The 25,011-nt window shown below is 42.8% G+C and carries 30 protein-coding genes and 1 pseudogene; 22 read left to right on the forward strand and 9 right to left on the reverse strand.

The features are described from left to right. Positions 1 to 5: 5 nt before the first annotated feature. Positions 6 to 401 carry an NUDIX domain-containing protein gene (locus tag MMO42_RS06905; protein ID WP_241319841.1) on the forward strand — a complete coding sequence of 132 codons (396 nt, stop codon included), beginning with the start codon at positions 6 to 8 and terminating at the stop codon, positions 399 to 401. Here MMO42_RS06905 and MMO42_RS06910 read toward each other — a convergent pair. Next, entirely contained in the window at positions 355 to 1,038 is a 684-nt protein-coding gene (locus MMO42_RS06910) for a phosphoribosyltransferase family protein (protein WP_241319842.1), read from the reverse strand. The genes MMO42_RS06905 and MMO42_RS06910 overlap by 47 nt on opposite strands. Next, a complete protein-coding gene (recG, locus tag MMO42_RS06915) occupies positions 1,031 to 3,076 on the reverse strand; it encodes an ATP-dependent DNA helicase RecG (RefSeq protein ID WP_241319843.1) in 2,046 nt (681 codons plus the stop codon). Before recG ends, MMO42_RS06910 begins: the two co-directional genes overlap by 8 nt. 18 nt (positions 3,077 to 3,094) lie before the next feature. Between recG and MMO42_RS06920 the strand changes: the two genes are divergently transcribed. Continuing rightward, the gene (locus MMO42_RS06920) at positions 3,095 to 3,913 is read left to right on the forward strand and encodes an NAD-dependent epimerase/dehydratase family protein (RefSeq protein WP_241319844.1); all 819 of its coding nucleotides are present in this window, start codon (positions 3,095 to 3,097) and stop codon (positions 3,911 to 3,913) included. Positions 3,914 to 4,038: 125 nt separating this feature from the next. Continuing rightward, the gene (locus MMO42_RS06925) at positions 4,039 to 5,019 is read left to right on the forward strand and encodes a putative solute-binding protein (protein ID WP_241319845.1); all 981 of its coding nucleotides are present in this window, start codon (positions 4,039 to 4,041) and stop codon (positions 5,017 to 5,019) included. A 41-nt stretch (positions 5,020 to 5,060) separates the two neighbouring features. Here the strand turns inward: MMO42_RS06925 and plsB are convergent, their stop codons facing one another. Continuing rightward, entirely contained in the window at positions 5,061 to 7,607 is a 2,547-nt protein-coding gene (plsB, locus tag MMO42_RS06930) for a glycerol-3-phosphate 1-O-acyltransferase PlsB (protein ID WP_241319846.1), read from the reverse strand. Positions 7,608 to 7,905: 298 nt separating this feature from the next. Between plsB and MMO42_RS06935 the strand changes: the two genes are divergently transcribed. After that, on the forward strand, positions 7,906 to 8,778 hold the full coding sequence (locus tag MMO42_RS06935) for an acyl-CoA thioesterase II (protein WP_241319847.1): 873 nt from the start codon (positions 7,906 to 7,908) through the stop codon (positions 8,776 to 8,778). Positions 8,779 to 8,906: 128 nt separating this feature from the next. After that, the gene (locus MMO42_RS06940) at positions 8,907 to 10,148 is read left to right on the forward strand and encodes a dicarboxylate/amino acid:cation symporter (RefSeq protein WP_241319848.1); all 1,242 of its coding nucleotides are present in this window, start codon (positions 8,907 to 8,909) and stop codon (positions 10,146 to 10,148) included. Positions 10,149 to 10,208: 60 nt separating this feature from the next. Here MMO42_RS06940 and MMO42_RS06945 read toward each other — a convergent pair whose 3' ends face one another. From MMO42_RS06945 to MMO42_RS06970, 6 genes are all read right to left on the reverse strand, one after another. Then, positions 10,209 to 11,153, reverse strand: a complete 945-nt coding sequence (locus MMO42_RS06945) for a metal-dependent hydrolase (protein ID WP_004804105.1) — start codon at positions 11,151 to 11,153, stop codon at positions 10,209 to 10,211. 129 nt (positions 11,154 to 11,282) lie between these two features. After that, positions 11,283 to 12,059 (reverse strand): ribosome biogenesis GTP-binding protein YihA/YsxC, encoded by a 777-nt coding sequence (gene yihA / locus MMO42_RS06950; protein WP_005297170.1) that lies wholly within the window; start codon positions 12,057 to 12,059, stop codon positions 11,283 to 11,285. An 83-nt stretch (positions 12,060 to 12,142) separates the two neighbouring features. Continuing rightward, positions 12,143 to 12,595, reverse strand: coding sequence for an Rrf2 family transcriptional regulator (locus MMO42_RS06955; protein WP_005297167.1), 453 nt, complete (start codon positions 12,593 to 12,595; stop codon positions 12,143 to 12,145). Positions 12,596 to 12,674: 79 nt separating this feature from the next. Beyond that, a complete protein-coding gene (gene hmpA / locus MMO42_RS06960) occupies positions 12,675 to 13,886 on the reverse strand; it encodes an NO-inducible flavohemoprotein (protein WP_241319849.1) in 1,212 nt (403 codons plus the stop codon). A gap of 141 nt (positions 13,887 to 14,027) precedes the next feature. Further along, the gene (locus MMO42_RS06965) at positions 14,028 to 15,578 is read right to left on the reverse strand and encodes a helicase HerA-like domain-containing protein (protein ID WP_241319850.1); all 1,551 of its coding nucleotides are present in this window, start codon (positions 15,576 to 15,578) and stop codon (positions 14,028 to 14,030) included. Between the two features lie 20 nt (positions 15,579 to 15,598). Continuing rightward, positions 15,599 to 16,792 (reverse strand): PLP-dependent transferase, encoded by a 1,194-nt coding sequence (locus MMO42_RS06970; RefSeq protein WP_241319851.1) that lies wholly within the window; start codon positions 16,790 to 16,792, stop codon positions 15,599 to 15,601. Positions 16,793 to 16,960: 168 nt separating this feature from the next. Here MMO42_RS06970 and MMO42_RS06975 point away from each other — a divergent pair, with 168 nt between their 5' ends. From MMO42_RS06975 to rpsH, 17 genes and pseudogenes are all read left to right on the forward strand, one after another. Continuing rightward, positions 16,961 to 17,689, forward strand: a complete 729-nt coding sequence (locus MMO42_RS06975) for a type 1 glutamine amidotransferase (protein ID WP_241319852.1) — start codon at positions 16,961 to 16,963, stop codon at positions 17,687 to 17,689. A gap of 227 nt (positions 17,690 to 17,916) precedes the next feature. Further along, entirely contained in the window at positions 17,917 to 18,228 is a 312-nt protein-coding gene (gene rpsJ, locus MMO42_RS06980; RefSeq protein WP_000070912.1) for a 30S ribosomal protein S10, read from the forward strand. Positions 18,229 to 18,287: 59 nt separating this feature from the next. Beyond that, positions 18,288 to 18,926 carry a 50S ribosomal protein L3 gene (gene rplC / locus MMO42_RS06985; RefSeq protein WP_004775888.1) on the forward strand — a complete coding sequence of 213 codons (639 nt, stop codon included), beginning with the start codon at positions 18,288 to 18,290 and terminating at the stop codon, positions 18,924 to 18,926. An 11-nt stretch (positions 18,927 to 18,937) separates the two neighbouring features. Beyond that, positions 18,938 to 19,540, forward strand: a complete 603-nt coding sequence (rplD, locus tag MMO42_RS06990) for a 50S ribosomal protein L4 (protein ID WP_004804113.1) — start codon at positions 18,938 to 18,940, stop codon at positions 19,538 to 19,540. Further along, a complete protein-coding gene (rplW, locus tag MMO42_RS06995; protein WP_004641070.1) occupies positions 19,537 to 19,857 on the forward strand; it encodes a 50S ribosomal protein L23 in 321 nt (106 codons plus the stop codon). The genes rplD and rplW overlap by 4 nt, the downstream gene beginning before the upstream one ends. 11 nt (positions 19,858 to 19,868) lie before the next feature. Further along, positions 19,869 to 20,693, forward strand: coding sequence for a 50S ribosomal protein L2 (gene rplB / locus MMO42_RS07000; protein WP_241319853.1), 825 nt, complete (start codon positions 19,869 to 19,871; stop codon positions 20,691 to 20,693). A gap of 13 nt (positions 20,694 to 20,706) precedes the next feature. Then, complete coding sequence (gene rpsS / locus MMO42_RS07005; RefSeq protein WP_004775885.1) at positions 20,707 to 20,982, forward strand: 30S ribosomal protein S19; 276 nt, start codon at positions 20,707 to 20,709, stop codon at positions 20,980 to 20,982. 11 nt (positions 20,983 to 20,993) lie between these two features. Beyond that, the gene (rplV, locus tag MMO42_RS07010) at positions 20,994 to 21,323 is read left to right on the forward strand and encodes a 50S ribosomal protein L22 (RefSeq protein WP_005147130.1); all 330 of its coding nucleotides are present in this window, start codon (positions 20,994 to 20,996) and stop codon (positions 21,321 to 21,323) included. Between the two features lies 1 nt (position 21,324). Continuing rightward, positions 21,325 to 22,141 (forward strand): annotated as a pseudogene (rpsC, locus tag MMO42_RS07015) (30S ribosomal protein S3). Beyond that, entirely contained in the window at positions 22,081 to 22,494 is a 414-nt protein-coding gene (gene rplP, locus MMO42_RS07020; protein WP_004657678.1) for a 50S ribosomal protein L16, read from the forward strand. The pseudogene rpsC and the gene rplP overlap by 61 nt, the downstream one beginning before the upstream one ends. Beyond that, complete coding sequence (rpmC, locus tag MMO42_RS07025; protein ID WP_000849927.1) at positions 22,494 to 22,691, forward strand: 50S ribosomal protein L29; 198 nt, start codon at positions 22,494 to 22,496, stop codon at positions 22,689 to 22,691. Before rplP ends, rpmC begins: the two co-directional genes overlap by 1 nt. Continuing rightward, a complete protein-coding gene (gene rpsQ, locus MMO42_RS07030; protein WP_004641057.1) occupies positions 22,688 to 22,945 on the forward strand; it encodes a 30S ribosomal protein S17 in 258 nt (85 codons plus the stop codon). Before rpmC ends, rpsQ begins: the two co-directional genes overlap by 4 nt. A gap of 92 nt (positions 22,946 to 23,037) precedes the next feature. Then, positions 23,038 to 23,406: a 50S ribosomal protein L14 gene (gene rplN / locus MMO42_RS07035; protein ID WP_004657680.1), complete on the forward strand. Its 369-nt coding sequence runs from the start codon at positions 23,038 to 23,040 to the stop codon at positions 23,404 to 23,406. Positions 23,407 to 23,415: 9 nt separating this feature from the next. Continuing rightward, positions 23,416 to 23,733, forward strand: coding sequence for a 50S ribosomal protein L24 (gene rplX / locus MMO42_RS07040; RefSeq protein ID WP_005147125.1), 318 nt, complete (start codon positions 23,416 to 23,418; stop codon positions 23,731 to 23,733). 16 nt (positions 23,734 to 23,749) lie between these two features. Beyond that, positions 23,750 to 24,286 (forward strand): 50S ribosomal protein L5, encoded by a 537-nt coding sequence (gene rplE, locus MMO42_RS07045; RefSeq protein WP_004804116.1) that lies wholly within the window; start codon positions 23,750 to 23,752, stop codon positions 24,284 to 24,286. 9 nt (positions 24,287 to 24,295) lie between these two features. Further along, positions 24,296 to 24,601, forward strand: coding sequence for a 30S ribosomal protein S14 (rpsN, locus tag MMO42_RS07050; protein ID WP_005147122.1), 306 nt, complete (start codon positions 24,296 to 24,298; stop codon positions 24,599 to 24,601). Positions 24,602 to 24,612: 11 nt separating this feature from the next. Further along, positions 24,613 to 25,008 (forward strand): 30S ribosomal protein S8, encoded by a 396-nt coding sequence (gene rpsH / locus MMO42_RS07055; protein ID WP_005147121.1) that lies wholly within the window; start codon positions 24,613 to 24,615, stop codon positions 25,006 to 25,008. Positions 25,009 to 25,011 lie beyond the last annotated feature (3 nt).

A 25,011-nucleotide genomic window follows, 5' to 3' on the forward strand; every position in this document is an offset into this window, starting at 1 on the left:
AATTCGTGAAAACCATCACTGTGGCAGCTGCCGTCATTTTAAATAAACAAAACCAATTGCTGTTAGTGCGCAAGCAAAATACGCAGGTGTTTATGCAAGTGGGCGGCAAGCTCGAAGTTGACGAAGCACCTGAAGTAACGATGCAACGTGAAATTTTGGAAGAAATTGGCTGTGAATGTGAGCTGACGCGATTCATTGGTCAGTTTGAGACTGCTGCCGCGAATGAACCTGATCATGTTTTGGTGAGTTATGTCTATGTGGTTGAATTAAAACAGACGCCACAAATTGCAGCGGAAATTGCGGAAATGAAATGGATTGAACTCGATGATCAATCCACTTTATTAGCTCCGTTGACTAAAGAGATTGTGATTCCGTGGTGTCAGCAAAATCGAATGAATTGATTGTTGGGCTTTGTGCGGCTGCTACGCAGACACTGTAGATTTGTTGGCAGCCGAGTTGCTCCAAGACTTTGGATAGGGCCGTAATTGAACTGCCGGTCGTGAGTACATCATCGACAATTAACACTTTGCGGTAACGAATCGGGTTGGGTGGTGCAGCCACAAATTGTTGTTCAATATCTTCCAGCCGTTCCAAACGTGACAGGCCTTTTTGTGAATGCTGTGCCAAGCGTTGTACAGGTTGCCACACAGGAATATTTAAGTGTGCACTGAGTGATTTGGCCAAAAGCAGGGCCTGATTAAAACCACGTTCGGTTAGACGATCAACCGAAATGGGCATAGGTACAATCGCATGCACTTTAGGAAGTTTGAGCTGCAGTAACAAGCCATTTAATAGTCTTTGATGATGCAGTTTTTGCTCATATTTGAATTGTTGAATAATACGGTCAATCGGGTATTGATAATGGCAGGCGACGAAGACGTGTTGCTGATTGCGTTCGATGCCGTGTTTCAGCCACGGCAGTTGTTGCCAACAACTGTGACAAAGGCCAAACTGTCGTTTCATGCCGATGTCACAGAGACTGCAAGGCGTAAAATAATCAAATAGCTGCTGTGCCGATGTGCCAAGTCGTTTAAACATAGGCATATCTTGGTGCTTCAGGCAGCCAGCGTTTTAATAGTCCGTCCGCATGTTGTGGATAGTCTTTTAAAATTTGCTCAGCGACGTAATGCGCTTGTGTCAGTAAATGATCATCTCGTTCTAAACGTGCGACACGGAAGCCCATATCCCCCGTTTGCTTGGTACCTAACAATTCACCGGGGCCACGTATTTCTAAATCTTTTTCTGCAATGATGAAACCATCATTACTTTCACGGAGAATCGAAAGGCGTTCCTGACCATTTTGTGATAAAGGTGTTTTATAGAGTAAGGCACAGAAACTGGCGGTGGCACCACGACCCACACGACCACGAAGCTGATGCAGTTGCGATAATCCTAAACGTTCCGCATTTTCAATCACCATAATAGACGCATTCGGTACATCGACTCCAACTTCAATCACCGTGGTGGCAATCAAAAGCTGTGATTGATTGTCCTTAAACGCTTGCATGACGGCTTGTTTCTCATCTGCTTTCATCTTGCCATGTACCAGACCAATATTGATGTCTGGAAAGCGATCTTTAATCTCTTGGTAGGTTGCTTCCGCGGCTTGCGCATCCAATGTTTCAGATTGTTCCACTAAGGTACACACCCAATACGCTTGCTTGCCTTCGCGGCAGTTGCTGGCAATACGTTGCAGCACCTGTTCACGACGCTCTAAGGGAATCGTTACCGTCTGAATTGGCGTTCGTCCAGGCGGCAACTCATCAATAATAGAGGTATCTAAATCGCCATAGGCACTCATGGCTAGGGTGCGAGGAATAGGGGTTGCCGTCATCACCAATTGATGCGGGGTAAATTGATCAGCACCTTTGTTGCGTAAAGCCAGACGTTGATCAACCCCGAAACGGTGCTGTTCGTCAATAATGACCAAGCCTAGTTTAGAAAATCCAACTGTATCTTGAAATAGCGCATGGGTACCTACGATCAGTTGAGCATGACCTTCTTTGATTTGTTGTTCCGCTAGAGTTCTGGCTTTACCTTTTTGTTTGCCAGAAAGCCATGCAACTTGAATGCCCAAAGGCTCAAACCAACGTTTAAAGTTTAAATAATGCTGTTCAGCTAAAATTTCAGTTGGTGCCATAAGCGCCACTTGCCAATCTGCTTCTAAGGCGTGACAAGCCGCAACTGCGGCCACTAAGGTTTTACCAGCGCCTACATCGCCTTGTACCAAGCGCAACATTGGCTGATCTTGTTTAAGATCCTGTAAGATTTCTTTGGATACACGCTTTTGTGCATTGGTCATTTGGAAAGGTAGGCCTTCCAATAGCTTCTTCGCGAGTACTTTACTGCTGCTAAAGCGTGGCGCAGCAATCTGGCGAATATAAGCACGACGTGTGAGTAAACTAATTTGATGTGCGACCAGTTCTTCAAAAATCAGACGTTGTTGCGCTGGATGCGAACCTTGATTGAGCTGTAACATGTTGGCATCAATCGGTGGTTCATGAATGTAATGCAAGGCTTGTTTAAGCTCATAACCATTGCTGTACTTGCTAGGCAGTAATTCAGGTAAGTCATCACTATGATGCTGCAAGGCTTGGCGCACATATTCACGTAGCTTGGGTTGAGTCAGACCCTCGGTACTCGGGTAAATCGCAGTGAGTTGCGTCTTGGGTAAAGGCGTGTGTTGCTGGATCACTTGAATTTCAGGATGATAAAGCTCTAAACCACGTGCACCCACTCGAACTTCACCAAAAATTCGCAGTTGTTGCCCCATCTTGATGCGATCAGTCAGTCCCTTATAAATGTGGTAAAAGCGCAAAGTCACTTTGCCAAAATCGTCTTGCACTAAGGCAGCAAGTGATTTCTTTTTCCCAGGCGGGAAATCCACAGACCGTACTTCACCTTCGAGTAAATAACTTCGTCCAACGATCAGCTGATTCATTGGAATAATAGTGCTACGATCTTCATAGTCACGGGGAAGATGGAATAACAAATCATCCGTGCTAAAAATATGAAGCTTTTCTAATAGGGTCGCTGCGGCAGCACCAACGCCTTGTAATTGCTGAACTGATGTCATCTCTGCTCAAAGGTGTGTATGCATATTTTATTTATTGGTTATGGTAAAACATCTCAGCGTGTCGCTAAACACTTATTTGAGCAAGGTCACCACATTAGCACAATTAGTCGCAGTGAAAAAACAGATTGTTACGCGACGCATTATATTCAGGACATCCAGCAACTTGATTTAACTGTGCTACCGCCTGTTGAGATGGTATATGTATTACTTGCACCTGCACAAAGTGGTATTGAGGCATATCAACAGACCTATTTGGATAGCGTTGAGCCAATTGTACACGCACTCAAAGCGCATCCTGTACAACGCATCATTATAGTTTCGTCTACCCGTGTTTATGGTGAAAATGCAGGAGAGCGAATTGATGATGAATCGCCGATACAGCCTGCTGATGAGCAAGGGCAGATCCTGCGGAAGATGGAGTTACTTTGGCAGGCGCATTATCCAAAGCAGAGTATTATTGTTCGTCCTACAGGAATTTATGGTACATCGATTGCACGGTTAACCAAGCTGGCCGAACAAACAGCAACATATCCAGCGATTCATTTTAGTAATCGTATTCATATTGATGATTTAGCAAAGTTTTTGGCACTATTAGTTAATTTATCTAAAGTGGAAAAGAGTTATCTCATCACCAATAATACGCCTTTACCGATGCATGAAATTCTGTTGTGGTTTCAGCAGCAATTAAATTTACCGCATTTAAAACTATTGTCAGAGCAACACACAGGTAAGCAAATTTACGCCACACGCTTGGATGACACTGGCTTTCAATTTGACCATTTGATTTGCTTTAATGACTATGCAGCAGCCTTGTTGGTACATAGTAATGAAAAATAATTAGATTACACTGTAAAGAAAGTTTAAATAGTTGGTATGTATTTTGAATCTAAAATACGAACAGATTCCGTAAAGGAACCGCCTGAATTGAGCACATGGTTTGCGGCGAGGCGTAAAGGTGATACATGAGAAAAATAATTTGCATGATCTTACTGGGATTGATCACGACAGCGAGTTGGGCTGTTGAGCAGACATGGTGTGTGTTTGATCCTTTAAGCACTCAGGGTGATATTAGTCGTCGTTTGCAGGACATTCGTCTGTATGCATTGCAGAATCAAGTTCAGTTAAAACTACAAACATTTAAGAATGAAAGTGCGGCGATACAAGCATTTGATCAGCGTAAATGTTCGGGTTTGGTGGCATCCAATTTTAATACCTATCGTTATAACCGTTTTATGGGCACAACGGGGGGGATTGGTCTGATTCCCAATAATCGTATTGCTCGGGTGTTTCTGCAACTGCTGAATAATTCAAATATCGAAAAACGAATGATCAGTAGTAGTTATGAAGTGGTTGGGATGATTCCAATTGGCACCGCATATATGATTATGAATACTCAGCAAATCAGTAAAGTCTCTCAGTTAAAGAATAAAACGATCGGGATACTCGCAGATAATCCACCGCAACAGGCTTTGGTGCAAAGCGTCGGAGCAAAACCAATTTATATTGATTTTGCCAATGCGATCGAATCATTCAAGCAGAAGAAAATTGATATTTTGGCTGCACCTGCTTATGGGGTACTGCCTTATAACTTAAAAAAAGAGTTTGGTGAGTCGACTCAAGTAGTTAATTTTCCTGTCGCTTATTTTGCTCTAAATGTGGTGATTCGTCCGCAAGCGTATCCTGCAGGTTTTGGACATAAGATTAGAGCTTGGTTTGTCAGTAATAGTCATATTTTGGCTGCGCAAGCGATGCAGTGGGAAAATCATTTACCAGCTTATTATTGGGCTGATGTATCAAACTTTGAGAAGCAAGGCTATGAAGCGATGGTTGCCAAGATTCGAAATCGTTATGTCGATTCGGGCTATTATGATGCTTATTTTGTTGAGTTGATCAAACGCTTAAGATGTTTGGATGATCCAAAATATTTAGAGTGCCGCAGATAACCATGAAAGAAAAAGGCAACCGAAGTTGCCTTTTTTTATACTTAAGCTTTCTTGCGTTTTAAGCGGCGCTTGGCTTGTTGAGACGCCATAGCCTCTAATGCTTCTGCTAACTCTTCATCGCTAAATGTGGTGATGTGCTGCAACATTTGGAGCGTGGTCTCGTCTAAGACCAGTTGTGCACCTGCCGCCATTTCACTAAAGTTATCATCATATTCAATGAAACCTTGCTCATTATTACGAATATAATTTTGCTGAGTCAGTACTTTAATAAAGCTCTGGAATAACGCTTTATCGAAGAACTCTGGTGAGTTGAACTCATACAACACAGATAAGCGTTGACCTAACAGGTGACTAAGCTCTTCAACTTGCTTGGTCGAAATATTGCCTGAACCACGCTGAGTAATCAGTGCAAGCGTCATGTAGTAGCGTTCTAAACTCTGCTTTACTGGCAGCGCTAAAGTGACTAGCTTTTGATGCTCTTCGCTGTTTGGTGTCGGGCTGAATAAATTGCCGTCATGATCTTGGAAAATCAAACCGATTTGAACCAAAGCATCGATATAATTATCAATCTGCTTTTGCAATTCAGCAGCTTCCCATTTCATAAATAATTCAGCTTTTAAGAACGGGTACAAAGTACGGATCACGTTGCTTAAATCATTCTTATGAATTTTACCATTGTGCTCGACCAGAGAAGCCACTAACGATGGTAAAACAAAGGCGTGCAAAATATTGTTGCGGAAATAGGTCAGTAATACAGCTTGATTATCTTCAATCGCAATAATATCGCCTAACACATGTTGTACACGTTTGATGAGCTTGAGCTTAAGGCCATAAGCAATAATCTCTTTGCCTGACAATGACGTGACTTGTGTGCGTTCATCATATGGTCGTTGTGTTGCCAAATCGCGGTAAATGTCGAGTTGCTTCGCGCAAATTTCTTCATCTAAAGTGTGTTTTGGTGTCGCCAATAAAATTAAAGAAAGCAATGACACTGGGTTGATCACCACAGCACGGTTGATATTTTCTAAAATTAGATTGGCTGAGCTTGCAACGACATTGGAGATTTCTGTGGTGCTTGCAGTATCCGCTTGAATATTTTCAGCGCCCTGTTGTTTCAAAATATCATTCAGGAATACAGGTTCACCAAAGTTGACATGTACTTTACCGAAGATACGTTCAATTTTACGTAAGGTTTTTACGATACCAAAAATGGATTCCGCTTCTTTGGGTTGGCCTTGCATTTCACCCACATAGGTAGAGCCTTCCATCAAACGCTCATAACCAATATAGGTGGGTACAAAGACGATTGGTTTTGCTGGACCGCGTAAATGACCTTGAATGGTCATCGCCAACATACCGGTTTTAGGTGGTAATAAACGACCTGTACGTGAACGCCCACCTTCAATAAAGTATTCGATAGGCGTATTGCGCGATAAAATACTATACAAATATTCTTTAAATACCGAAGTATAAAGTGCATTTCCGCGGAAAGAACGACGAATAAAGAACGCACCACCGCCACGTAATAACTGACCAACGAATGGAAGGTTAAGGTTATCACCAGCGGCAATATATGGAATCATCAAGCCACGTTTATAAATCACATAGGACAATAATAAATAGTCAATGTGACTGCGATGGCACGGGGTATAAACGATTTCATAGTCTTTTGCCAGTTCACGTACCGTACTGAAATTATGGACTTCTACGCCGTCATAAAGCTGTGTCCATAAACGGGTTAAAGCCATATCGGCAAAACGTACCGCAGATGCTGAATAGTCAGACACGATTTCATTGACATAACCAATGGCACGACGCTCAGCTTCGAGCATACTGATTTTATGCTGAATGCTTTCACGACGAATGGCATCTTGTACCTCAGCGGACTTAACCACTGATTGCATCACATTGCGACGGTCTGACAAGTCAGGACCAAGCACCACTTCACGTTGTTGATCTAAATAGGTATCTAAAGAACTGGCAATATAGGTTGCTGGCGAAATATTTGGGTGGTTGCTCTTGGCATAATCTACCAACTCACGCAAAGATTGCGGTTCATGAAACTCTAAATAAGACTGGCGACCATGCAAACCAATATTCATCAGTTGTTTAACTGTACCTGGCGTTGCCCAAGTGTCTGAGAATAATAATTTGAACCAAGAATCTTCTTTATCGGGTGAACGTCCCCAAAGTACAGTCACAGGAACCAATTGAATATCGGTATCTGCATTTTGTTCTAAGGCTTCGACCAGTTGTAACAGGCGAGGTGGGAATGTTTGGGTATTAAAAAAATTATTTTCGTTATGATGTAAAAACAAGACTGAATTTTTTTCTTGATAGCTCCCAAAACTCAAGGGATCTAATGCAGGTTTTAAATTGAGACGGCGGGTTTCACCATCAACAACCAAGGCATTACTACGCGAATAATTTTGTAAAACATAGCAAACTAACTTATTTGAATCGGTTGTGTTTGGCTCTGTAGTGGTGGATTCTGTAGGAACTTCACCAAGAACATGTGGGGTTACCACAAGGTCAAGTAACTTACTCGAAAGTTGGCGATACATTTGACCAAATCCAGTCTTGGACATTACAAACTCCTAAATAATAATCCTGACATCGAGTCATGATGAACACGACATTCTGCGATATTCTTACATGAAACGGTATGTTATTTTCTGACAAAATATAGCGTATTTGGTAGATTTTATCGTTAAAAATCGTATTTTTAGCCGCTATAAATACATATTAAGATAATCAATACATCATTATCGTGACGGATGAATCATTTTATCCTGACCATTGTCATTTGAATTTGTGGCACAATCAAAATTATCAACCCTGAAAGGATTGGTTGATCTCTCCTCATTGATGTTGGAAGGCTATTACATGAATGCGTTAACTCAAGAATTGGTAGAACTGTTGACTCTGGAAAAGCTTGAAGAGCATATTTTTCGGGGCAATAGCCGCAATTTGGTAGGCAAGCGAGTATTCGGTGGGCAGGTTCTTGGACAAGCCTTGAGAGCGGCATCGTACACTACAGATCGTCCAGCACACTCTTTACATGCCTATTTCCTATATGGCGGTGATGTCAATGCACCGATCATTTATGAAGTTGATCCACTCAGAGATGGCAAGAGCTTCGCCAGTCGACAGGTGCGTGCGATTCAACATGGTCGTACTATTTTTTCTGCTATGGTCTCTTTTGCCAATCCAGAAGCAGGTCTGAACTATCAACATAAAGAGCCCGAGTATCCTGAACCAGACACATTAAAGTCTGAGAACGAGCTGAAAGAAAGTCTGATTAATTTTGTGCCTGAAAATGTACGTGCCAGTTTTATGCGCGAACGTCATGTGGAAATCAGACCAACACAATTGATTAATCCGTTTCAACCTCAGCCTGAAGCGCCATTTTATGCGCACTACATTCGTACGCATGATCAAATCCCGCAAAATATTGATGAGATTTCATTACATCAGGCGATTGTGGCGTTCTATTCAGACTTTACCTTGATGACGACGGCTTTACGTCCACATGGTTTGTCATGGATTTCGCCAAATCTACAATGTGCCAGTATCGATCACACTATTTATTTTCATCGTCCCTTACGTGCGGATGAATGGATGCTGTACGACATGGAAGCAACGATTAGTGCCAGTTCACGCGGCTTAAATTTTGGCCGGATGTGGCAAAATGGCCAATTGGTCTGTAGTACCGTGCAAGAAGGTTTGATTCGGCTCAGAGAAATCGAAACCCAGTAAAAATAAAGCAGTACTAAAGCCATCATTATGATGGCTTTTTTTATCATAAGGATGTGACAAAAAATTGCTCGATTCTTCAACATGAGCATGCCATAGTACCGATAAGTTAAATGTTTACCCATTAAACAATGAATTTAAATACACAAATTTTAATTGCAGCAGTGCTTGGCGTGGCCTTTGGTTTTCTATTGATTGCCTATCCGCAAACTGCATTTGTTGAATATAGTCTTTACGGGCTAGGCATCCTAAGTAGTGTTTTCATTGGTTTGTTGAAAATGTTACTGATCCCATTAATTTTTAGTTCGATTGTGGTCGGTGTTTCCAACTTACAGGCAGGCGGGCAGTTTGGACGTGTTTGGAAAATTACTGCACTGAGCTGTTTGACCACCACCACTTTGGCACTTATTTTGGGGATTAGCTGTGCGCATCTGTTTGATGTGGGCAAAGGGGTGGATATCCAGCTGTTTCAAGCTGCAATGGACAACCACCAAACCCCAGATACCTTAACCCCATCAAGTTTTGTCACCACTTTTATTCAAAACACTTTAATTAATCCATTTAAGGCATTCAGCGAGGGCAATGTACTCGCCGTGGTGGTATTTGCCTTATTTCTTGGCGTAGCTTTGGTCAAGGGTGGGGAGCGTTTTGCGTTAGTTCGTAATATCAGCCAGCAATTTTTTGACATCATGATGATGCTGGTGGGCTGGGTGATGAAGCTTGCGCCAATTGGTATTTTTGCTTTATTGGCTAAGTTAATCGCCACAGAAGATCTCTCGGTGCTCAGTCGTTTGGTTGAGTTTGCTGCGGTGGTGACAGGGACAACCATTTTCCATGGCGTGGTGGTGCTACCTGCTTTGTTGTGGATTTTTGGGCGTATGGACCCGATCACCTTCTTTCGAGGGGCGAGAACGGCCTTGGTCACGGCATTTGCCACCAGTTCAAGTTCAGCGACCATGCCGCTGAGTATGAAGTGTGCACAAGAAAATTTGGGTGTGAGACCGCAAACTGCAGGTTTTGTGATTCCTTTAGGTACACAGCTAAATATGGATGGTACGGCTTTATATGAAGCTGCGGCAGCCTTATTTATTGCAAATCTGATGGGTTTGGATTTGAGTTTAACCCAGCAGGTTATTGTCTGTTTAACTGCCATGATTGCTTCATTGGGTGCGCCGGGGATTCCGAGTGCGGGTATGGTGACCATGATTATGGTGTTACAGTCCGTTGGCTTGCCTGCTGAGGCGATTGCGATTTTACTACCGATTGATCGTGTGTTAGATACCGTCCGTACGGTGGTCAATGTACAGGGCGATATGATGATTAGTGTGGTGGTTGATCGCTACGCAAAACAGGCTGAAGCTGAATCAAGTTGATTGTATTGGACGCAAAAAAGCAGGAGATGACTCCTGCTTTTTTATTCTATACAAGCATGTTTATGCTGCGGGTTGTAAGGCGCGTTTTGCAGCAGGGGAATTATTTAAATAATTCACCGCATCTTGTGTATTGCCTTCTTTGACAGGGTCATACCACGGCATCAGGTAATCAATCTGTTGTGCAACTAACCATGCAGGACCTGGCAAGATTTTAGCGTCTTTTAATGCGATCTTCGACCATTCGATCCAGATCCACGGTTTAAATAAGCTTGGTTTCTTGTCCGCAAAACGAGGGTCTTGGCTCATGATGTGCGCAGCGCCATCAACCCATAGGCCGAGTACACCGATAATGACCGCAACACTCATGTAGTAACGTGCGATATAACCACCGCCCAAATGACGATAGAGATCAAATGCAACGGTACGGTGTTCAATTTCTTCAGAGCCATGCCATTTAATCAGATCGATCATTTCTGGATCTGCGCCAAGTTCTTCCCAACGCTTGTTGTACAGTGCATATTTGCCCAGTACACAGGTCATGTGCTCAACAGTTGCAATCACACCTAAGCGGAATAAATCCCACTGATGCTCGAGTGCTTTCGGAATTTCTTTATCAAAAGGTTTGTCTGCCAAAACCTTGGTAAATAAAAAATCCATGATGTCGAGGTTACGCTGAATATCAATATTACGTTGCGTCAAATATTCTTTATTGGCTGAGGTATGGGCAACGGCATGCATTGCTTCCTGACGAATAAAGGCTTGAACGTCTTGCTTTAATTTTTCATCGGTAATTTCTGGAAGGACTTTGTTATATAAACGGCAAAACCAAAACTCACCAGCAGGTAAAATATTGTTAATTTCATTAATAAAATAGCTGGCAAAAGGCTGGTTTGGAATCCAATCCACTGGCGTATTTTCCCAGTCAAATTTTACTTTGCGTGGGAGGATTTTATAGTCAATCGAAGAACCAAGAACTTTGTTCTTCACAAATGATAGTAATTTCATCGTTTAGTCCTAATCGATAGTGCAATGAACCAACACTAAGCAGTATATGAAAACTACCTAGTGTTTGTGTTTAGCAATTCGGGACAATTAAAAATTATTTTATGCAACTTGATGCATAAAATGCACTTTTTATTCTTGAATGTCAGTTTCTGAGGCTTCGGGGATTTGGCTGAGGTCAAATTCCGTCGGTTGATCAAGGGTGTAATTCAAACGGCCTGCCATGACAGTTGCCAGTTCTTCTAGGCCAATACGATTGAGTGATGAGAACAGTTGAATCGAGAAATCGAGTTTGATTTTCTTCAATTGCTGTTTTACATCGAATAAAACTTCGTTGGCAGGACCACGGTTCAACTTATCTGCCTTGGTCAGCAGGATATGGACAAATAAATGACGTGAATGCGCCCATTCCAACATCATCAAGTCAAAGTGTTGTAAAGGATGACGAATGTCCATCAATAACACCAAGCCTTGTAAGCTTTTGCGATGGATCAGGTAATTTTCCAGTTCTTTCTGCCACACGATTTTCATCGCTTCAGGCACAGCTGCATAACCATAACCAGGTAAGTCGACCAAGCGTTGATCTGGATTACCCAAGCTGAAAAAGTTGATCATTTGGGTACGGCCCGGTCTTTTTGAGGCGCGTGCAAGTTGTTTTTGATTGGTTAATGCATTGATTGCACTTGATTTACCCGCATTAGAACGACCTGCAAATGCAATTTCATAGCCTGTATCTTCTACGCATAAAGCCAGTTTTGGCGCACTCATCAAAAATTCAGCTTGGCGTAACCAAGTTAAAGACTGTACTGCATATTCAGTTAATGCAGGGTCAGCCTTTTTTTCATAACTGATTTTTTGTTTAGGTGCGAGTTTGGCTTTGGTGTCTTTGGATTTTTCACTGCGACGCATAGAAGCTTACTTTTGAATAGGAATAGCAACGACCATTATAAAGGATGTGAGCCGTTCGTGCGAATCCTCATCTGTTGCAAAGCTTAAGCTTTCTGAATCAGTTCTAAAAAGTCGATATTTGAGCGTGTCGAAGAGGGGAGAATGCCGTGTTGAATCACTTCACCTAGCGTATATTGATCAAGGCTTTGATAAAAGCATTCTAAAGCTTGGTCTAAAATCCCTTTCAGTCCACAGTTGGCGCGGAGTACACAAGGGGGAGTATTACACTCAACAATTTGATGATTGCCTTGTAAGGTTCGAACAATCGCACCTAATTTCAGATTCTTGGCTTCTGGGTTGAGACGCAAGCCGCCGCCTTTACCACGAATGGTTACAATCCAGTGTTGTTTGCCCATGAAGTGAACGACTTTAACCAAGTGATTTTGCGATACATGCAAGTCTTCTGCGATATCTGCAATCGTATAAGGTACATCACTCGGACGAGCGACATACATCAGAATTCTGAGTGCATAATCAGTAAACTTATTGAGTTGCATGTGGTTTCACTCAATCTAGTGCAAGAAATATAAAGGGCTAGTCTAACATAGACTAGCCCTATGCAAAATGTAGCATGGATTAGCTGAGTTTAACGCCACCTGTGCCAAAGGCTTCACTGTGAATGTTTGCAGCAGGAATACCACGAGCAACTAAGGCTTTATGCTGTTCTGCCATAAATGGCATTGGACCACATAAATAATAATCGGCATTGCTCGGTAATAACGCAGTATCTACAAGACTCAAATCAAGACGGCCCGCTGCATCATAATCTTCACCAAGAATATCATCTGCATGTGGAAACTCATAAGCAGTGAATGTACTTAAGCGCGGGTATTTAGTTTTGACGTTTTGAATATGTTTCTTCATTGCATGCACTTGGCTACTGCGGCAGGCGTGAATAAAGTTGACGGGTTGTGGCATGTCCAAAGTCACTAACTGATTCAGCATGGCAATCATTGGTGTTAATCCAACACCGCCACTAATAAATACATTACGTTTAGTGCTATCGATCAGATAGAAATTACCTGTCGGCGCAGACACTTCAATTTCTGAACCTTCAGCTAAACCATGTAAAGTACTAGATACCCAGCCGCCAGCGAGCTCGCCTTTTTCATCTTCACGTTTAACCGAGATGCGTAAATAATCGGCCTGTGGACTTGTCGAAAGTGTGTATTGACGAGGTTGTCTTAAATTCAACTCAGGTACAAACACACGGACGGAAATATATTGACCCGCTTCATATTTTGGCAATGTGCCACCATCTAAAGGTGCAAGGTAGAACGAGGTAATCTCATCACTTTCTACAACCTTCTTGGCAATTTTAAAATTACGCCAACCTAGCCAACTTCCTTGAGTTTGTTGGTGTTGATCATAAATAGCTTTTTCAGTACTGATAAATAGGTCCGCCAATTGACCATAGGCGGCAGCCCATGCACCAATCAATGGGTCTTCCATTGAAATGTTCAGGACTTCACTAATCGAGTGTAAGAGGTTTTCACCAACGATGCCGTAGTCAGGTGATTGAATATTTAAACTGACATGCTTATGCGCAATCATTTCAACCACAGGTAAAAGCACAGAAGGATCTTCGATATTTTCTGCATAAGCCAGAACTGCGCCCGCTAGCGCTTGGGCCTGCGCACCACTACGTTGATGGCCCATGTTAAAGGTTTCTTTTAATTCCGGATGATTACCCAACATACGGTTATAAAAATATCCAGTCAGTGCAACGCCATTTTCACGTAATACAGGAACAGTGGCTTTTACTAGGTCAATTTGCTGTGGAGTCATGCTTGATCTCTCTTGGCTATCATTTATAAGATGTATTTAAAATACATCTTATAAGGTATATTTGCAATGCATATTTAAATAAAAGCCATAAAAAAATTAAGGGATAATAAATTATCCCTTAATTTACAAGTAAATATGGTTTTATTTTTTGCCGAATAATGAACCCAGTAAGCCACGGACAATTTTCTGTCCTGTAGAGCCACCTAGACTACGCGCTGCACTCTTGGCAAAAGTGCCTACGATATCTTGGGTGAGTTTCTCACGATCACGCTGTGACTTTTCTGCAGCTTTTTGCTGTTCGCGAGCAAAACGTTCTTGTTCTTTGGCCTGTTGTTTTGCCAGTGCTTCCTGTTCTTTATCTTGCTGTTTTGCAAGCTGATCAGCTTCTTTCTCTTGAGATTGTTGTAGCACTTTCTTTTGCAGCATTTCATAGGCACTGTCACGATCAACGGCCTGATCGTATACACCTGCCACAATACTTTGCCCAATAATCACTTGGCGTTCTTCGGGAGTGATCGGGGTAAAGGAGGAGTAAGGAGGCATGACCCAGCCGCGTTCCACGATTTGGGGTGTCCCTTGTTCATCTAGACAGCTGATCAAGGCTTCACCGACCGCAAGTTCGGTAATGGCTTGGTCGACTTTAAAGTCTGGATTGGCGCGGAAGGTATCTGCTGCGGTTTTAACTGCCTTTTGATCTTTAGGTGTAAATGCGCGTAAAGCATGTTGTACACGGTTACCGAGTTGACCTAATACACTTTCTGGCAAATCCAGTGGATTTTGAGTGATGAAGTAAATTCCGACACCCTTAGATCGAATCAAGCGTACTACTTGTTCGATCTTTTGCTGTAAAGCAGGGCTGGCATTGTCAAACAGTAAATGCGCCTCATCGAAGAAGAATACCAACTTCGGTTTATCCATATCACCTACTTCAGGCAACTGTTCAAACAGTTCCGACATCATCCAGAGCAGGAACGTTGCATAAAGCTTCGGGGTGTTCATCAGCTTGTCAGCAGCCAAGATGTTGATATAGCCATGACCATTGGTGTCGGTCTGAATAAAATCGAGGATATTCAGGCTCGGCTCACCAAAGAATTGCTCACCCCCTTGATCGCCCAAAGCCAGTAAATTACGTTGAATTGCCCCAAGACTTGCTGGAGAAAGGTTGCCATATTCAGCTTTTAGTTCGGCCGCATTTTCACTGACATAGGTCAGCATGGCTTTCAGATCTTTAAAATCGATCAGCAGTAAACCTTGGTCATCTGCAACACGGAACACAGCTGAAAGCACACCTTCTTGCGTATCATTCAGATTCAGCATTTGTGCCAGTAACAGAGGGCCGATTTCTGAGATTGTGGTACGAATGGGATGGCCTTGCTGACCAAATAGATCCCAGAAAATAACCGGTGAAGCGGCAAAAGGGATCGCGTCTAATTGCAGGCTTTTGAGGCGTTCATCAAATTTGGGGTTGCTGGCACCGGGTTTGGCGAGACTAGAGACATCGCCTTTGGCATCTGCAAGGAATACCGGCACACCAAGCCGAGAAAAACTCTCGGCTAATACCTTCAGGGTAACCGTTTTACCCGTACCGGTTGCACCAGCAATCAAACCATGTCGGTTTGCAAATTTAGAATGTAAAACAATATCTTGTGTTGTATCTGTGGTTTTTTTCGCAATAACGATTGGTGTACTCATTCTTCACCTGTTGTTCAATATCATTCGAGCTGTTTTAATGCGTTTTGGATATCTTGAATTAAATCTTCTGGATGTTCTAGTCCTATACAGAAGCGAACCAATAAACCTTGTTGTAAATGTGTATTTTCCAAAGTTCGCATGTGTTTTAAATCATAGAGCATCGCTAAGCTCACTGGGCCACCCCAGCTAAATCCGAGTTTAAATAGCGTTAAGCTATCGCAGAATTTTCGAATTGCTGCAAGATCATATTCAGGTTTGAAAATGACACTGACTAAACCTGCACTTTTTCCTGTGGTGCAGATTTCTGCCCAGAATGAATGGCCAGCAGAATCTGCAAGGCTTGGATGAAGTACTTGGTTGAATTGTGACTGTTGTTGTAACCAATCCAACAGGGTGAGCGCACTTTGTGCTTGCTGTTCATAGCGCAGTGACATATGTGCCAAACTGCGTTGAATTTGTGCAGTATCATCGCCTGAGACAGAAATCCCTTGGATTGCGTGCATACGATACAGCTTATGGTGCAGTTGTTGATCATGTGTAACCACTGAACCCATTAAGATATCGCCACCACCACTTGGATATTTGGTCAGCGCATGTACGGTAATGTCGACTGCCAGATGCTCATCAGAGAAATCGAAAGCATTAAAGGCCAGCCCTGCACCCCATGTGTTATCTAGTGCTGTCAGTACATTGGCTTGTCGTGCTTTTTTGACCAGATTTTTAAGGTCAGGGAATTCTAAAGTGACAGAACCCGCTGCTTCGAGCCAAATCAATTTGGCTTTTTCGGTTGGTTGAAAGCTGTTGGCATCAATTGGATTATAAATTTTAACGGTGATGCCATAACGGTCTTGTAAGTTGTTTAAATGCTCCAGATTGGGTCCATAGATATTGTCTGCGACCCAGACTTCATCACCTGAAGCTAAAATGGCACTATTCACAAGATTAATCGCAGATAAACCGCTTGGCGCAAGCAAACAATAACGTCCGCCTTCAATTTGGGCAATGTTGTCGCCTAGCGTGAATGTGGTAGGTGTGCCATGTGTACCATAACTATAATCATAAGCATCGGTCCAATGACGGTCAAAAAGGTGCGCTGTGCTTTTAAAAATAATCGTAGATGCACGAAATAGGGGAGGTTGAACTGTTTCAATATATTGAGGGGCTTGTCGTGGTGCATGAATCAGATTGGTTTGTGCTTTATTGTGTGTTTTCATAGTGCAAAATCAAATTAATATAATGAGTTAGGTTAAGAGAAAATTAACAAAGCTGCTAGTGCTTTGCTGCTTTTGTACAGAATCGGTACAGATTAAAGTAATTGCTTAAAACTGGCTTTATTTTTGCTAAGACTAATTATCATTCTAACGATAAATAGGTTTTAGCGCATGAAGTCGCATTTAAGAGTGCATTATTTTCAGCACATTACTGGAGAGGGTTTTGGCAGTTGCTATGACTTTCTAAAGGCACATAAAGCCAAGATTACAGCAACCGAATTTTTTGCTTTGCCAGTCGATTTACCACTCGAATTGGAAGCTCTGCCACGGGTCGATGAAGTTGATCTCCTGATTGTTATGGGGGGCACCATGAGTGTGAATGATGAAGCAAATTATCCTTGGTTAAAACTCGAAAAAAGATGGTTAAGACGGTATTTGGCTGCAGGAAAACCTGCAATTGGGTTGTGTTTAGGTGGGCAGTTAATTGCCAATGCCTTGGGTGCAGCTGTAAGCCGAAATCCGTATCAAGAACTCGGCTGGATGGATGTTGGGCGCGCATCTCATGTGCCTGAAGATTATTTTCAGATTCCAGAGCAACTGAATATTTTGCAATGGCACAGTGAGACCTTTGAAATCCCAAAGGGTGGGGTGCGCTTAGCTGAGAATAACGTCTGTCGAAATCAAATGTATCAGATTGGGCGTAACGTTTTGGGATTTCAGTTTCATCCAGAAATGACCCCCCAGACTTTGGCACTCTTGATTGAGAATGAAGAGGATATGGCGGTTTTTAATGGTGAATATGTACAGCCAATATCTGAATTAAAAAGAACAATGAAAAGTAAATTTGAACAGGGGAATCGTTTGCTGAATCAAGCAATCGATTATGTCGTGAGTGCATAGCAGGATTGATTGCTTAAAAAATGAAAAGAAGAATTGCATAAGACTTAAACAATCGTTATAATGAGCGACCCTCAAATGGAGGGCGTTTACTACGAAGAAAGTAGTTAACGCATTACAGTCGTGGCATCGATCATGACCTTAGTGATTTTCACTGCCCTTGACACTTACCACAATGGTGAGGTGCGTCATGGGTGATTCTTTATATATTTGGCTTGGAGTTTACTGGTATGTCTAACCAGAGAATTCGTATCCGTTTGAAGTCTTTTGATCATCGTCTGATTGATCAATCTGCTCAAGAGATCGTAGAAACCGCTAAGCGTACTGGCGCACAAGTGTGTGGTCCAATTCCGATGCCTACTCGCATCGAACGCTTCAACGTTCTTACTTCACCACACGTCAACAAAGACGCTCGTGATCAGTACGAAATCCGCACTTATAAGCGTTTGATCGACATCGTTCAACCAACAGATAAAACTGTTGATGCATTGATGAAGTTAGATCTTGCTGCTGGTGTTGATGTTCAGATCGCTTTGGGTTAAGGCTTTCGGTTGATTAACTTTATAAGTTAATTAGGCCGCTTTTTTAGAGGTTTATGCACATGGCTATTGGTTTAGTCGGTCGCAAATGTGGTATGACTCGCGTCTTTACGGATGCTGGTGTATCTGTACCTGTTACAGTTATCGAAGTCGATCCAAACCGCATTACGCAAATCAAAACACTTGAAACTGATGGTTATCAAGCAATTCAAGTAACTACTGGTGAACGTCGCGAATCGCGCGTAACTAACGCTCAGAAAGGTCACTTCGCGAAAGCTGGTGTTGCTGCTGGTCGTTTAGTTAAAGAGTTCCGTGTTACTGAAGCTGAGCTTGAAGGCCGTGAAGTGGGTGCTTCTATCGGTGTTGATCTGTTCACAGTTGGTCAAATTGTTGACGTAACTGGTCAGTCAAAAGGTAAAGGTTTCCAAGGTGGTGTTAAGCGTTGGAATTTCCGTACGCAAGATGCTACTCATGGTAACTCTGTATCTCACCGTGTATTAGGTTCTACAGGTCAAAACCAGACTCCTGGTCGCGTGTTCAAAGGCAAGAAAATGGCTGGTCACTTAGGTGACGAACGCGTAACAGTTCAAGGTCTTGAAATTGTATCTATTGACGCTGAACGTTCTGTTTTAGTTGTTAAGGGTGCTATTCCTGGTTCAACTGGCGGTGACGTTGTTGTACGTCCTACCATCAAGGCCTGAGGGGAAATACTGTGAATTTAAAAACTGTTTCCGGCTCTGCTGTTGAATTGTCTGAAGTTGCTTTCGGACGTGAATTTAACGAAGCTCTTGTACACCAAGTTGTTACAGCTTACTTAGCTGGTGGTCGTCAAGGTACTCGTGCTCACAAATCACGTGCAGATGTTTCTGGCGGTGGTAAAAAGCCATTCCGTCAAAAAGGTACTGGTCGCGCTCGTGCGGGTTCTATTCGTAGCCCTATCTGGGTTGGTGGTGGTAAAACTTTTGCTGCTCGCCCACAAGATTGGTCTCAAAAAGTAAACCGTAAGATGTACCGCGGTGCAATGCAATGTATCTTAGCTGAACTTGTTCGCCAAGATCGTCTTGTATTAGTTGAAGAGTTTGCTGTTGCAGCTCCAAAAACTAAAGACTTGCTTGCAAAACTTACAGACTTGAATGCAACTCGCGCATTGATCATTACAGATGCTGTAGATGAGAACTTGTATCTCGCAGCTCGCAACCTTCCACACGTTGATGTGGTTGATGCTACTGCTATTGATCCTGTTAGCTTGATCGCATTTGATAAAGTTGTAATGTCTGTAGCTGCTGCTAAGAAAATTGAGGTAGAACTCGGATGAACAACGAACGTATCTATCAAGTCCTATTAGGACCAGTATTCTCAGAAAAAGCACAAGTTTTAGGTGATACTGCTGGTGTTCAAGTGTTCAAAGTTGCATTAAATGCAAACAAACTTGAAATCAAGAAAGCAGTTGAGCAGCTCTTTGGTGTTGAAGTTGTAAAAATCAATACAACGATCACTAAAGGTAAAACAAAACGCTTTGGTAAAACATTAGGACGTCGTTCTGATGTGAAAAAAGCATACGTCACCCTGAAAGCTGGCCAAGATGTAGAAATGGCTGACTTGGGCGATACCGCTGAAAACGCAGCGGAATAAGGACGAGAATTATGCCAATTCAAAAATGTAAGCCAACGTCTCCAGGACGTCGCTTTGTAGAGAAAGTGGTTCATGACCATCTTCACAAAGGCGCTCCTTATGCACCGTTGGTAGAAGCTAAAAAACGTACTGGTGGTCGTAATAACAATGGTCACATCACTACACGTCACGTGGGTGGTGGTCATAAGCAAAACTACCGTATTGTTGACTTTAAACGTAACAAAGATAGTATTCCTGCGACTGTAGAGCGTATCGAATACGATCCTAACCGTACAGCTCATATTGCTTTATTGAAATATGCTGACGGTGAACGTCGTTACATCATTGCGCCTAAAGGCCTACGTGCTGGTGATAAAGTTCAATCTGGTAACGATGCTCCAATTCGTCCAGGTAACTGTTTACCACTTCGTAACATGCCAATCGGTTCTACCCTTCATAACCTTGAACTTAAAATCGGTAAAGGTGCTCAATTAGCACGTTCTGCTGGTACTTCAGTTCAGTTGTTGGGTCGTGATGGTTCTTACGCTATCGTTCGTTTACGTTCTGGTGAAATGCGTAAAGTCCATGTTGAATGTCGTGCTGTAATTGGTGAAGTTTCTAACCAAGAAAGCAACCTTCGTTCATTGGGTAAAGCTGGTGCTTCGCGCTGGCGTGGTATTCGTCCTACCGTTCGTGGTATGGCGATGAACCCAGTAGACCATCCACACGGTGGTGGTGAAGGACGTAGTAAAGGTATTCAACCTGTAAGTCCATGGGGTCAAAAAGCTAAAGGGTACAAGACACGTACCAATAAGCGTACGACTAAGATGATTATTCGCGACCGTCGCGTCAAGTAAGGGAATCTGAATAATGCCTCGTTCATTAAAAAAAGGTCCATTCGTCGACGCGCATTTGTTCGCTAAGGTTGAAGCTGCTGTAGCTGCTAACAACCGTAAGCCGATCAAAACTTGGTCACGTCGTTCAATGATCCTTCCAGACTTTGTTGGTTTAACAATTTCTGTTCACAATGGCCGTAACCACGTTCCAGTAATTGTTACTGAACACATGGTTGGTCATAAATTGGGTGAATTCGCGCCAACTCGTACCTATCGTGGTCACGGTGTTGATAAGAAGTCTAAACGTTAATAGGTGCTATGATGGAAGTAACTGCTAAATTACGCGGTGCCGCTATCTCGGCACAAAAAGCACGTTTAGTTGCTGATTTGATCCGTGGTAAGTCGATTGCGCGTGCGATAGATATTTTAAACTTCAGCAATAAGAAAGCAGCTGTGCTCGTTAAAAAAGCATTAGAATCTGCAATCGCAAATGCTGAACACAACAACAGCTTAGATGTTGATGACCTTAAAGTAACTACGATTTACGTTGATGAAGGCACTAGCCTTAAACGTATCATGCCACGTGCTAAAGGCCGTGCAGATCGTATTACTAAGCGTACTTGTCACATCACCGTTAAGGTAGGGGTTTGATATGGGTCAGAAGGTTCATCCAATCGGTATCCGCCTAGGTGTTGTGAAACGTCATAACGCTAACTGGTATGCGAGTCCGAAACAATACGCTGAATACTTGCTTAAAGATCTTCAAGTTCGTGAGTTTTTAATTAAAAAACTTAAGAGCGCGATGATCAGCAATATTCTTATCGAACGTCCTACAGGCGCTGCTAAAGTAACTATTAGCACTGCTCGTCCTGGTATCGTTATCGGTAAGAAAGGCGAAGACATCGAGAAATTACAGCGCGAACTCACCACTATTATGGGTGTTCCAGCTCAAGTTAGCATCAATGAAATTGATCGCCCTGACTTGGACGCACGTCTAGTTGCTGAAGCAATTGCTTCTCAATTGGAAAAGCGTGTTATGTTCCGTCGTGCTATGAAACGTGCGGTTCAAAACACAATGCGTGCTGGCGCTAAAGGTATCAAAGTTGAAGTTTCTGGCCGTTTAGGTGGTGCAGAGATTGCTCGTACTGAATGGTATCGTGAAGGTCGTGTACCTTTGCATACACTTCGTGCAGACATCGACTATGCTACTATGCGTGCAGAAACAACATACGGTACGATTGGTGTTAAAGTTTGGATTTTCCGTGGTGAGATTTTAGGTGGCATGAAACAAGTCATGAACCCTGCTCCTGCTGAAGATCGTCCAGCTAAACGCGGTCGTGGTCGTGGTGAAGGTCAAGAGCGTCGTGGTCGTCGCGGTGACCGTGCTGCTGACAAGGGAGAATAATCCATGTTGCAACCTAAACGTACCAAATTCCGTAAAGTGCACAAAGGCCGTAACACTGGTCTAGCGCATCGTGGTAGTACAGTATCATTTGGTTCGATTGCAATTAAAGCAACTGAACGTGGTCGTATGACTGCGCGTCAGATTGAAGCTGCACGTCGTACCATTAGCCGTCGTATCAAACGTGGTGGTAAAATCTTCATCCGCGTATTCCCAGACAAACCAATTACCGAAAAACCATTAGAAGTACGTATGGGTAAAGGTAAGGGTAGCGTGGAATACTGGGTGTGTCAGATCCAGCCAGGTAAGATCCTGTACGAAATTGAAGGTGTTAGCGATGAGTTGGCGCGCGAAGCTTTTGCTTTAGCTGCTGCTAAACTTCCGTTTAAAACCACTATCGTGACTCGGACGGTGATGTAATGAAAACTAAAGATCTACGTGAAAAGTCGGTAGAAGAGTTGAAAGCTTTGCTTGATGAGCAACAGCTTAACCAATTCCGTCTTCGTATGGCGAAAGCAACTGGTCAATTAGGCAAATCGCATGAAGTGCAAATTGCTCGTAAGACAATTGCTCGTATTAAGACACTCCTTACCGAAAAACAGGGGAACGGACAATGAGTGAAAAAACAGTCCGCACGTTAACCGGCAAAGTCGTAAGCGACAAAATGGACAAGTCTATTGTTGTGCTTATTGAACGCCGCGTTCAACACCCGTTGTATGGCAAATCAATCCGCCGTTCAACTAAATTACACGCTCATGATGAGAACAATGTTGCTAAAACTGGCGACTTGGTAACCATCAAAGAAAGCCGCCCAATTTCTAAAACTAAAGCTTGGACTTTAGTGGAAGTAGTTGAAGCTGCTGCTGAGTAATTAGACGTTCTTGTTGCATCATCGGACAATTTCGAGTACTCTTTGAGCCTTTCGAAATTGTGACCGGTGATGCTCGGTTTTGGAGTAGGGCAATGATTCAAACCGAAAGTATGCTCGACGTAGCAGACAACAGTGGTGCACGCCGCGTACAATGTATTAAAGTACTTGGTGGTTCACACCGTCGTTATGCTTCAGTTGGCGATATTATTAAAGTTACTGTAAAAGAAGCAATTCCACGCGCACGTGTTAAAAAAGGTGACGTGATGAATGCTGTAGTTGTTCGTACAAAATTCGGTATCCGTCGTCCAGACGGTTCAGTTATTCGTTTCGACGATAACGCTGCTGTTATTTTGAACAACAATAAAGCTCCGATTGCGACTCGTATCTTCGGACCAGTGACTCGTGAACTTCGTACTGAACAGTTCATGAAAATCATTTCATTGGCTCCTGAAGTTCTATAAGAGGCAATCATGGCTAAGATTAAAAAAGGCGATCAAGTAATTGTGATCGCAGGTAAAGAAAAAGGCAAACAAGGTGTTGTTTTGTCTGTTTCTGAAGAACGAGTTAAGGTCGAAGGTCTTAACTTGGTGAAGAAGCACCAAAAGCCAAACCGTGTAACTGGCGCTGAAGGCGGTATCGTTACTCAAGAGGCTACGCTTCATATCTCAAACGTGGCAATTTTTAATGCTACAACCCAAAAGGCTGACCGTATTGGTTACCAAGTGATTGATGGCGCGAAAACTCGTGTTTATAAATCAAATGGTGAATCAGTGGCGGTAGCGAAGTAATAGGTTGAAAAAGGCAATGGCCAGACTTAAAGCACGTTACAACGACGAACTTAAAGCGAAGTTACAAGAAGAACTTAGCGTTAAGAACGTGATGGATATTCCTCGCATCACAAAAATCACTCTGAATATGGGTGTAGGCGCAGCTGCAACTGATAAGAAATTATTAGATGGCGCTGTTGCTGATATGCAACTCATTGCTGGTCAAAAGCCAGTTGTGACTCTTGCTCGTAAATCAATCGCTGGTTTTAAAATCCGTGATGGTTGGCCGATCGGTTGTAAAGTTACTTTACGCGGCGACCAAATGTACGAATTCTTGGATCGTTTGATCTCAATCGCAATCCCTCGTATCCGTGACTTCCGTGGTTTCTCTTCGAAATCATTTGATGGTCGTGGTAACTACTCTATGGGTTTAAAAGAGCAAATCGTTTTCCCTGAAATCGATTTTGACAAGATTGATCGTATCCGTGGTTTAGACATCACGATTACGACCACTGCTCGTAGCGATGACGAAGGCCGTGCGCTTATGCGTGCATTCGGCTTCCCGTTCAAATAAGAGGTCGATATGGCTAAGAAAGGTATGATTAATCGCGAATTGAAACGCGAAAAGACAGTTGCTAAATACGCTGCAAAACGTGCTGAATTAAAAGCAACGATTGCAAACGTAAATGCAAGTGACGAAGAACGTTTCGCAGCGACATTAAAGTTACAGGCATTGCCACGTAACGCATCTCCAGTACGTCTTCGTAACCGTTGTGGTTTAACTGGTCGTCCTCATGGTTACTTCCGTAAGTTCGGTTTAAGCCGTAACAAATTACGTGACACAGTAATGCAGGGTGATGTACCAGGCGTTGTTAAGGCAAGCTGGTAAGGAGCGACTAAATGAGTATGCAAGATACCGTTGCCGACATGTTAACACGTGTTCGTAACGCACAAATGGCTAAGAAACAAACTGTTTCTATGCCTTCTTCTAAGTTGAAAGTTGCAATTGCAAACGTTCTTCAACAAGAAGGTTATGTTTCAAATGTAGAAGTTGCTTCTGAAGAGACAAAATCTACTTTGACCATTACATTAAAATATTTCGAAGGCAAGCCTGTTATCGAAACCGTTAAGCGTGTAAGCCGTCCAGGTTTACGCCAATATCGCGGTAAAGATAAAATTCCTAGCGTTAAGCAAGGTTTGGGCATTGCAATTGTTTCTACAAGCAAAGGCATCATGACTGATCGCGCTGCACGTGCTGCGGGCGTTGGTGGTGAAGTTATTGCTTTTGTTTCTTAATAG

The organism is Acinetobacter sp. ANC 3882 (genome assembly GCF_022549545.1).
In the GTDB taxonomy this organism is placed as follows: domain Bacteria; phylum Pseudomonadota; class Gammaproteobacteria; order Pseudomonadales; family Moraxellaceae; genus Acinetobacter.